We start from the raw sequence: 9392 nt of genomic DNA, 5'->3' as shown, positions 1-9392 counted from the left end.
CCAGCAAAGACATCGAACTCGCCATGCATCGCCTCAACCACCGCCCCAGAAAATGCCTCGGCTTCAAAACACCTCACGAGGTCTTTATGAACCAGTTACACTCACGTCATAACGCTGTTGCACTTCAGACTTGAATCCGCCAACCGTATCAAAATATTATTCAGAACAAATGCTCAAGGAGGAAGGCTTTACCAATACTCAAAGCTACCCGGACAGAGAGACCACCGTACACCAGCTGTTAGATGGAAAAGTGCAATTGCTGGCCTCCAGCAACACGGAAATACCGGCTGCTCTGAAAAAAATAGGGTCATCCATGGATGACGTGAAAAATGCTTTTACCATGTCGACTGATCTGGTCTACATCGCTTTCTCGAAGGGAACATCACCGGAGCTGGTCGCCCGTTGGCAGGACACATTGGATGAAATGAAACGGGACGGTACATTTGCGAAGATTTACGCCACGTGGCTCCCTGCTGAAATCCCGCCCGGCATATTCCAACTTGTGACAGAGGAATACCCGCCCGTCACCTTCATGAGGGATGGAAAGCCGTCTGGATTCGTGACGGACATGGTCAGGGAAATCGCTGCTCGCCAGGGAATTCCGGACAACATCCGGTTAACCTCCTGGAAAAACGCCTACAACATGGCTCTGCTCCACCCGAAGGTGGTGCTTTTCAGCGCCGAGCGCACGCCGGAGAGGGAGAGCCTCTTCCAGTGGGTGGGGCCCGTCGGGAAGAACAGCGCAATTCTTTACGCAAAGAAAGGCTCCGGAATCAGGATAAACAGCCTGGAAGAGGCCAAGGCAATTGCCGCCATCGCTACGACGACAAATTGGTTTACTGAGCAGCACCTGAAGCGTGAAGGATTCAAGAACCTGTTCAGTTCCCCGGATCCGCGTTCAAACGTCAGGCAGCTCATGAATGGCGAGGTGCAGCTAGCTGCCAGCCTCAAAGTGGGGATGCGCACGCTCTACCGCAAACTGAAATCGGCGGCGTAACTGGGGTTCTGGGCGTTCCAGTTACCAGAATTGACCAAACTGGCGAGAAAACCACAGCTCTAATGCTGAACATCTACTTCTGGCTGGGGAGATGCCGGTCGATAGCCAAATTTCATGGATTCCCGACCATCTCCTCCTGGCACGCAACTGCCGGCGACGATCAGCGCTGAACAGGCGCTGGAATGATGGCCGGTTTGACTTTTGGCAACCGTATTTTCATGCTTGGCCTTGGCGACCAATCCGGCCGGGTGGCGCGATTGGAGTCCATGACTACCAGATAGCGTCCCGACCAGAGTGTAGGCTCGCGATCCGGGTGCAGCGTCCAGAAATGTCGGCTGCTTGCCATGGCCCGTTCATAATCCGCATCGAGTATGCCGTAATGGTCAATCAGTGCGTTCAGCGTGGCTGGAATGCGGATGCAACCCATCGATTGCACGGTTCCCAGCCGGGGTTCGAGGTAGCGTGGATCAGTGGTGTGCATCTGTAGCCGCATTCTCCCTTCGCCGGGCTTCCATGTTCTGCGTGCGCGCTCCCAGCCAAAGTCGTACACGCGCATGCCCTTGACGCCGTAACCGAGGATGCCCAGCGCATTTTCCGTACCCTCGGCACGGAAATCGAGGTTTGCAACGGTGTGATCAAACACACCGATCGGTGTTTCGTAATACATGAACCCGCCTCTCCGTCCGGTCGATACCGGCGATGCGCCAATAAATTCAGCAAGGCCGGCATCCGATATCCAGAACAACAGCAATGCCTGCACCTGCGGACTGCGATCAACCAGCACCACGTATTGCGGCGGCAGTTTGTCCAGTCCCGCCTGCTGCAATTCGTGGATGAGTTGTTCAGCATAAAAACATTGCTCTTCCTGCGGCACGGCAAGCTGGCGATCCACTTTCTGCATATATATTTCTCTGAGCGCAAGCGCCGATTCCAAGGCGAAGGATTGTGTTGTACCCAGCAGCGACACGGCCAATATGACGGCGCGGAAATCGTTTGAAAATGGACGATGCATGTGAAAAGGGTATCCGATTTTGAAATTGCGCAGCCATTCAGTTGGGCGACGAATCTTGCCAAGGCCCGCCTATTTTCTCTTATCCCCGCTCAATCATGACCGCATACCTTTCATGTCATGGCTGCATGGTTCGCTTGATGAGCGTACGCAGCTCGGCAAGCGGGCGGGAGTTGAGCACGTCCGGCTTCTCCAGCCAGCCACGCCGTGCCTGACCTACCCCGAATCGCAGGTTGGCGAAATCGAAGGTGCTGTGTGCGTCCGAATTGATGCTGATCAGCACGCCCTCCTCCTTCGCCATCTGGCAATAAGTGTCGAGCAGATCGAGGCGCTCGGGGTGCGCATTGAGTTCAAGGAAGCAGCCGCGTTTTTTGGCCTGGCGAATAATGCGCAGCATATCGACGTCATAAGGCTCGCGCTTTTCTATGAGCCGCCCTGTAGGGTGGGCGAGCAGGGTGAAACAGGGGTGCTCCATCGCGCGCAGAATGCGCTCCGTCTGCCTTGCGCGAGACAGGTCGAATTTGCTGTGCACCGCGCCCACGACCAGGTCGAGTCGCGCCAGCACGTTGTCCGGCAGATCGAGGCTGCCATCTTCGAGGATATCCACCTCAATGCCTTTGAGCAGGGTAATCCCCGTAAGCTGCTCATTGAGTGCATCGATCTCGTCGCACTGGCGTGCAAGGCGCAGCGGGTCGAGGCCGTGGGCCACGGTGAGGCGGCGCGAGTGCTCGGTGATGGCGAGATATTCAAAGCCCTGTGCCTGAGCTGCCAGCGCCATTTCGCGCAGGGTATTACGGCCGTCGGTGGCCCTGGTGTGGACGTGAAGGTCGCCGCGCAAGTCAGCCAGTTCCACCAACTGCGGCAGCCGCCCCGCATGTGCCGCCTCGATCTCGCCGCGGTCTTCACGCAACTCGGGCGGGATGTAAGGCAGCCCGACAGCACGATAGACGGATTCCTCGTTCTCGCCGGCGATACGGGCTTCACCCCGGTACACCCCGTATTCGTTGACCTTCAATCCGTGCTTCTGGGCGATGCGACGGATGGCGATGTTGTGCGCCTTGGAACCGGTAAAGTATTGCAGCGCCGCACCGTAACTTTCTTCGGCCACTACGCGCAAATCAACCTGCAGGCCACACTTGAGCATGACGCTGGCACGCTTGGCGCCGGCCGAGAGGACTTCCGTCACTTCATCATAGGCGGTAAAGCGCTGCATGACTGGGCTATCCGGCATTGCGGTGGCGAGGATGTCGAGGTCGCCCACGGTTTCGCGCATGCGGCGGAAACTGCCTGCTATCGTCACTTGTTTTACCCCCGGCACTGCCGCGAGGTAGGTGCGCAATGCCTCGGCATATTGTGCAGCAACTGCCAGCTTGAAGCGGCGTGCCTGGCTGACGTGTGCCTCCACCGCCTGCAAGATGTTGAGCTCGGTCTTTTCTCCAAAGCCGGGCAAGGCGCGAATACGGCCATCGCGTGCGGCGCGGTAAAGCTGTTCGACAGTCTGCACTTCAAGGCCGTGGTGGAGCGCTTTCACCCGCTTGGGGCCGAGGCCAGGGATTTTCAGTAGTTCGGCGACGGCAGGCGGCAGTTCTGTGCGCAAGCGCACCAGGAAGCTGCAACTACCTGTGGCAACAATCTCCCGAATCTTGGCGGAAAGATCGTCGCCGATGCCGGGGAGCCGTTTCAGGTCGTCGCCTTTTTCCACCAGCATGCGCACATCCCTGGACAGCTCGCCGAGGGTACGCGCGGCGTTACGGTAAGCGCGGATACGGAAGGGATTCGCTCCCTGGATTTCGAGCAGGTCGGCGATCTCCTCGAAGATGGCAGCGATGTCGGCGTTATGGATCGGCATGGGGAATTTCCATTAGACGCTGATCTTGTTCCAACTCGCCGCTGGGCAGCAGGCGCAGGTAGGCAGGCTCGAATCCTGACGTGGCCACACTCATTTTAGGTGGGTGCTGGTTGGCGTGGCTTGTCGCATGGTACTGATGATCTCCCGGAGTTCGTCGCCTTCGATGGTTTCTTTTTCCAGAAGCTTATGCGCCAGGGTGTCCAGAATGTCACGCTGTGCTTCCAGGACGGTGTGTGCGCGCTGGTGCGCCTCAGTCATGAGGGTGCGCACTTCCTGATCGATCTCGCGGGCCGTTTCCTCGCTGATCTCTCGACCGTATAAGGGCATGGTTTCTTCCAGAAATTGCGGGCGCTTGCCTGGCCCATAAGTCATCGGGCCAAGTTTCTCGCTCATGCCGTAGGCCGACACCATGCTGCGGGCCATGCTGGTGGCGCGTTCCAGGTCGTCCTGGGCGCCGGTGGAAATTTCCTGGAAGACCAGTTCTTCCGCCGTTCTTCCTGCGAGGAAAACAGTCAGCCTCTCAAGCAGCTCGGATCTCGTTATTAGATAGCGGTCCTGTGTGGGAAGCTGCAGCGTGTATCCAAGCGCCGCTATACCCCGGGGAATAATGGAGATGCGGTGCACCCGGTCGGTTTGTGGCAGTGACTCCGCTACCAGGGCATGGCCGGATTCATGGTAGGCAATGACTTCCTGCTCTTTTTGGCTCATTACCCGGCGTTTCTTTTCCAATCCGGCGACGAGCCGGTTAATGGCTTCCTCAAAATCCTCCATCTCCACTGCAGACTTGTTGTGGCGTGCCGCCAGCAGGGCGGCCTCATTCACGACGTTGGCGAGGTCGGCGCCGACAAAGCCGGTAGTGCGTGCCGCCAGCACCTTGATATCCACATCTTGGGCAAGCTTGATGCGCTTGCAATGCACTCGCAGGATATCTTCCCTGCCACGAATATCTGGCCGATCCACCAGCACATGGCGGTCGAAGCGGCCGGGACGCAACAAGGCGGGGTCGAGAATTTCCGGGCGGTTGGTGGCCGCCATGATGATTACCCCCTTGCGCGGGTCGAAGCCATCCATCTCGACCAGCAGCTGCTGCAGGGTGTGTTCTCGTTCCTCGTGCCCTCCGGCCACCGGCGACACGCTGCGCACCTTGCCCAGGGCATCCAGCTCGTCGATGAAAATAATGCAGGGGGCCTTTTGTTGCGCTTGTGCAAAAAGGTCGCGCACCCGTGCTGCACCGACACCGACAAACATTTCCACGAACTCGGAGCCGCTTATACTGAAAAACGGGACGCGTGCCTCGCCCGCCACCGCCCTTGCCAGGAGCGTCTTTCCCGTGCCCGGCGGCCCGACTAGCAGCACACCCTTGGGGATGGTGCCGCCGAGGCGGCGGTATTTTTCCGGCTCGCGCAGGTAGTCGATAATTTCCCGCAGCTCGTCCTTGGCTTCATCCACCCCGGCAACGTCGTCAAACGTCACGCCCGTGTCCCTATCTACATATAACTTGGCCTTGCTTTGCCCGATGGAGAGAAGGTTGCGTTGTGCGCCGCCGAGCTTGCCGAGAATAAACTTCCAAAAAAGCAGCAGCAGCACGATAGGGATGAGCCAGGACAAGATGAATGGGGCCCATTTGCTCTCCAGCTCACCGCGATACGGGATCCCTTTGGCTTCCAGCTCCTTGATCAGATCGGGATCATCGACCTTCACGGCCGTATACACGCGGGCTCCCTGTGTCTTGTCGTCCTTTGGAATGCCGCTAACAATCGAGGGGCCAAGGGTTACTTCCTGCAGACGGCCTTCGCGCACCATGGCCTTGAATTCGCTGTAAGGAATCTGCTTCACCTGCGCCATCGGCAGGATAAGCGTGAACAGAACCCACACCAGCATCGCCAAGCCAAATAGCCACCAGACCGACTCGCGGGAGGGCGGGGGAAAGGATGGTAGCAGACCCTTCTTTTTTTCCGTGGGAATGGGCATATTTCCTGGCAAACAGATTCAGACCAACCAGCGGCTGAGGTGCGATGTCCGTCATTAATTATCAAGTTTAATTGTAGTTAATTTGAACGGCAGTCTCAGGATTTTGCCAATATTCCTGAACACAATATCCATCGCTACCGTTGGCACGTAAAATTCAGCGGCAAGATCAGTCTGCATTAATCCGGTTTGCAGAAGCTAAAAACCTCCTACTTGAGTCCGGGCAGCAATACGACAAGCCCGCTTGTAAGAATCTCTACCGCAACTGCAGCCAGTAACAATCCCATCAGCCGAATAGCAATGTTCACACCCGTTTCCCCGAGCCATTTACTTACAGGTGTTGCGAGCCTTAGTGCCAGCCAAGTAGTGAACGCAACCAACAGGCAGCATAGAATGATGATCCCAAGATGGCCTGGCGATGAACGCTCAGTCGCGTAGACGATGGTTGTGGATATTGCCCCGGGGCCTGAAAGAAGCGGTATCGCGAGTGGAACCACAGCAATATTTTCCTTGTTTTCGGCTTCTCTTGCTTCCTCCGGCGTCTGCTTTTCTCTGTTTGGTGCGGCATGCATCATGGAAATGGCCATCAACAGGATTAAGATCGCGCCTCCTACCTTAAATGAAGCGATGGTGATCCCGAATAAAGCCAGCAAAGGCTGACCAATGACTGCCGCCAGGACAAGCACCACAGCAACTGAAATGCTCGCTATACGTGCAATATGTTTCTTTTCTGCTTCGCTGTTGCTGGCTGTCATGCTGACGAACAGCGGCAGCGCGCTGACGGGATTGACAATAATCACGAGCGCCACAAAGATTTTTGCATAATCGGCCCAGTCGAGCATTTGAGTATTTTTCTTCCGTTTGGCTTAGGGCTGTGGAATTGGAGGGGGAGCGAAGATTTAACATCTGGCTTGGGATCTGCGAGCACAACCACGAATAAGAGCCTGTTTCAGTGGGCTGGCGAGCGCGGTCAGATTGGGTACGCTGGACCGTTCGGGCAAGCTCAGAGTCCTGCTCAGGTGAGGCATTCCGAGGCTACTCGGGTCGCATCTCGCCTCTGCGCATCCAGATGCCCCGTTCTTCGCAATGCAGCAGCTCGCTGCCACTCAGCACGGATTGGCCAATCGGGTAGGCCACATCGTTGAAATAACAGGCACCCGCTTCAAGTTCCAAATCAAGCGAGATCTCGTCATACTCATCGAAGATCGGGGATGTTTTGAGTTCGGGATCCGGGGCACCGACCCGGGGGGGATGACCAGTCATCTCTGCCTCCTAAGTATGTGAGGTCTGCGGTTCTGCGCAGACAATAGTCAACCGCATCCTGATCTGGCGCAAGCTACAGTGGCTGGACTCGGTTGCCGTGAATCTGGTGAGAGCGGCCTTTCAACGGCAGATGCCACCCGCGCCCGCGTTATTCCTTGGGCGGTGCTTCCTGGGGCTCCATACTCTCAACCTGTGGTATGCCTTTTCGCGGATGCTGCTTGATGATCCGCTTCAATGCATCGTCCTCCCAGAAGCCGTGGACGCCGCTCTCCTGCATCCCGAATTCCGTCGTCTCGACCAGTTCGGGCGGTTGCGGCTCGGCCTCCCCCCCGAAAAGTTCAACTTCGGCCGCAAGCCAATCGTCAAGATCATGGCCCGGGACAGAGTCACGCTGCACGTACCGAAAATAGGCGGCCTCCCGAATCATACGCTCGCGTTGCTCGGGGCTGATATCTCCTTCCGAAGGAACGTTAGAGCGACCTTTTGGAGTAACCCGCGCACTTGTCTTTTTAGCCATCCTTGCCTCTCCCGTAATTGATCAGTGAGATGAGATACCAACAATCATAGTGTAGATCATAAAAAGTGTAACCTTGCTGAGGTCCCGGAATATATCCTGCGGCCGGTCCAACATGAGCGCCGGCCGGCAGGCGCAGTTTGAGCGATATATCCGGTAGCGGCTGAGTGGCCGGCTCCGATCGAATGGGATCAAAAAGGTCGCACAAGCGCCGTTCGGAGCGGATACCGAAGCAATAGCCGATGACTAGCATGCGGATCATCAGTTCGGGATCAATCGAGGGGCGGCCAGTATGGCTGTAGTCATCGGACAGAGGCTGGCGCAGATCGCGAAGGTCAAGATGCCGATCGATACTGCGTAGAAGGTGAGTGGTTGGCTTCAGTGAAATACGCATTAATCCGCTGCATATTCGTGAACATTCGTAGTCAATCGCTTTTTTATACCAGTAGTGTCCGGTTTAATTGAGTCATGCAGGCCGCAAAGCCAATATCGATGCGTGTTTTGAACGATCAATGGGTGTCCACGATTTGAATTTTAGATTGAGCATTTGCGATACTTTCGGGTTTGGTGAACCTGGGGTGATGCATGAACGTGGGCAAGACGCTGTTTGCGCAAGTCATGGAGTACGTGCCGTGGAAGACCTTTGGACGCATCATCGACCGTCACGGTGGAGATGCGGGGGTGCGCACCTTGGACTGCGCCGATTTGTTTCGCGTGATGGCTTTCTCGCAATTGACGTGGCGCGAGTCTTTGCGCGACATCGAGTCTTGTCTTTCCGCCAACCAGGGCAAACTGTTTCACATGGGTTTGAACGGCGTGCCGGCCCGATCCACGCTTTCGGACGCTTTGAATCAGCGGGACTGGCGCATTTATCACGAACTGGCCATGCGCCTGATCAGGCGAGCCCGCGACCTCTACGCCAAGGAACCGACAGGACTGGGATTCGATGCGACGATCTACGCACTGGACTCGACCACCATCGACCTGTGTCTGAGCCTCTTCAACTGGGCACCGTTTCGCAGCACCAAAGCGGCGGTAAAGATGCATACGCTGCTGGATTTGCGCGGCGCGATTCCAGCTTTCATTCACATCAGCGATGGCAGGATGGGCGACGTCAATATACTCGACATTTTGCCCGTCGAAGCGGGGGCTTTTTATGTGATGGATCGCGGTTATCTGGACTTCGGCAGACTCTTCAAGCTGCATCAGACGGGGGCATTCTTTGTAACCCGAGCCAAACGCGGGATGAATGCCCAGCGCATGTACTCGACCAAGACCAACCGAAGTACGGGGGTGATCTGCGATCAGGCGATTCGGCTCAACGGTTTTTACGTGTCCAAGGACTACCCGGAGCATTTGCGGCGCATTCGATTCAAAGACCCCGAGTCGGGCAAGACGCTGATGTTTTTGACCAACAATACGACACTCCCGCCACTGACCATTGCCGCGCTGTACAAGAGCCGCTGGCAGGTGGAGCTGTTTTTCAAATGGATCAAGCAACATCTGCGTATCAAGCGTTTTTTGGGCACGACCGAGAATGCGGTGAAAACGCAAATCTGGTGCGCCGTATCCACCTATGTGCTGATCGCCATCGTTAAGAAGGAGCTTCATCTCAATGCCTCGCTCTACACTTTGCTACAGATTTTATCGGTCTCGGTTTTTGAGAAAACCCTTATTTCATGCGCCTTGCAGCCCGACACCGCTGGAATCAGCGCGGACGAACAAACTTACCCTAAGACATCATGTTGTGGAAAGAAAGGCTGCCCCCTCTATAACTCCGGCAGAATTATTA

At 56.3% G+C, this 9392-nt stretch carries 8 protein-coding genes and 1 pseudogene; 2 read left to right on the top strand and 7 right to left on the bottom strand.

The window, feature by feature from the left end:
- Positions 1-169 precede the first annotated feature (169 nt).
- Complete coding sequence (locus tag VMV64_RS11590) at positions 170-997, top strand: substrate-binding periplasmic protein (protein WP_414718884.1); 828 nt, start codon at positions 170-172, stop codon at positions 995-997.
- A 160-nt stretch (positions 998-1157) separates the two neighbouring features.
- Here the strand turns inward: VMV64_RS11590 and VMV64_RS11585 are convergent, their stop codons facing one another.
- From VMV64_RS11585 to VMV64_RS11555, 7 genes and pseudogenes are all read right to left on the bottom strand, one after another.
- The gene (locus tag VMV64_RS11585) at positions 1158-1898 is read right to left on the bottom strand and encodes a murein L,D-transpeptidase (RefSeq protein WP_325330450.1); all 741 of its coding nucleotides are present in this window, start codon (positions 1896-1898) and stop codon (positions 1158-1160) included.
- Positions 1899-2124: 226 nt separating this feature from the next.
- Positions 2125-3855 carry a DNA polymerase/3'-5' exonuclease PolX gene (polX, locus tag VMV64_RS11580; RefSeq protein WP_325330449.1) on the bottom strand — a complete coding sequence of 577 codons (1731 nt, stop codon included), beginning with the start codon at positions 3853-3855 and terminating at the stop codon, positions 2125-2127.
- Positions 3856-3945: 90 nt separating this feature from the next.
- A complete protein-coding gene (gene ftsH / locus VMV64_RS11575) occupies positions 3946-5826 on the bottom strand; it encodes an ATP-dependent zinc metalloprotease FtsH (protein ID WP_325330447.1) in 1881 nt (626 codons plus the stop codon).
- 206 nt (positions 5827-6032) lie between these two features.
- Entirely contained in the window at positions 6033-6665 is a 633-nt protein-coding gene (locus tag VMV64_RS11570; protein WP_325330445.1) for an NAAT family transporter, read from the bottom strand.
- 193 nt (positions 6666-6858) lie between these two features.
- Positions 6859-7086, bottom strand: a complete 228-nt coding sequence (locus tag VMV64_RS11565; RefSeq protein WP_325330443.1) for a hypothetical protein — start codon at positions 7084-7086, stop codon at positions 6859-6861.
- A gap of 148 nt (positions 7087-7234) precedes the next feature.
- Positions 7235-7603: a DUF2934 domain-containing protein gene (locus tag VMV64_RS11560; RefSeq protein ID WP_325330441.1), complete on the bottom strand. Its 369-nt coding sequence runs from the start codon at positions 7601-7603 to the stop codon at positions 7235-7237.
- 196 nt (positions 7604-7799) lie between these two features.
- Positions 7800-7976 (bottom strand): annotated as a pseudogene (locus tag VMV64_RS11555) (transposase); the annotation flags it as partial.
- 209 nt (positions 7977-8185) lie between these two features.
- Between VMV64_RS11555 and VMV64_RS11550 the strand changes: the two are divergent.
- The coding region (locus VMV64_RS11550) for an IS4 family transposase (protein ID WP_325330439.1) at positions 8186-9392 on the top strand (1207 nt) is incomplete at its 3' end.

The sequence above is a fragment of the Sulfuricella sp. genome, from assembly GCF_035531155.1.
Lineage (GTDB): Bacteria > Pseudomonadota > Gammaproteobacteria > Burkholderiales > Sulfuricellaceae > Sulfuricella.
Note: the sequence above shows the minus strand (reverse complement) of the source record. Positions and strands in the feature narration are given on the sequence as shown.

Coding starts and splice junctions, on each gene's coding strand:
- VMV64_RS11590 (WP_414718884.1), top strand. CDS start 170: ATGCTCAAGGAGGAAGGCTTTACCAATACTCAAAGCTACCCGGACAGA.
- VMV64_RS11585 (WP_325330450.1), bottom strand. CDS start 1,898: ATGCAGAAAGTGGATCGCCAGCTTGCCGTGCCGCAGGAAGAGCAATGT.
- polX (WP_325330449.1), bottom strand. CDS start 3,855: ATGCCGATCCATAACGCCGACATCGCTGCCATCTTCGAGGAGATCGCC.
- ftsH (WP_325330447.1), bottom strand. CDS start 5,826: ATGCCCATTCCCACGGAAAAAAAGAAGGGTCTGCTACCATCCTTTCCC.
- VMV64_RS11570 (WP_325330445.1), bottom strand. CDS start 6,665: ATGCTCGACTGGGCCGATTATGCAAAAATCTTTGTGGCGCTCGTGATT.
- VMV64_RS11565 (WP_325330443.1), bottom strand. CDS start 7,086: ATGACTGGTCATCCCCCCCGGGTCGGTGCCCCGGATCCCGAACTCAAA.
- VMV64_RS11560 (WP_325330441.1), bottom strand. CDS start 7,603: ATGGCTAAAAAGACAAGTGCGCGGGTTACTCCAAAAGGTCGCTCTAAC.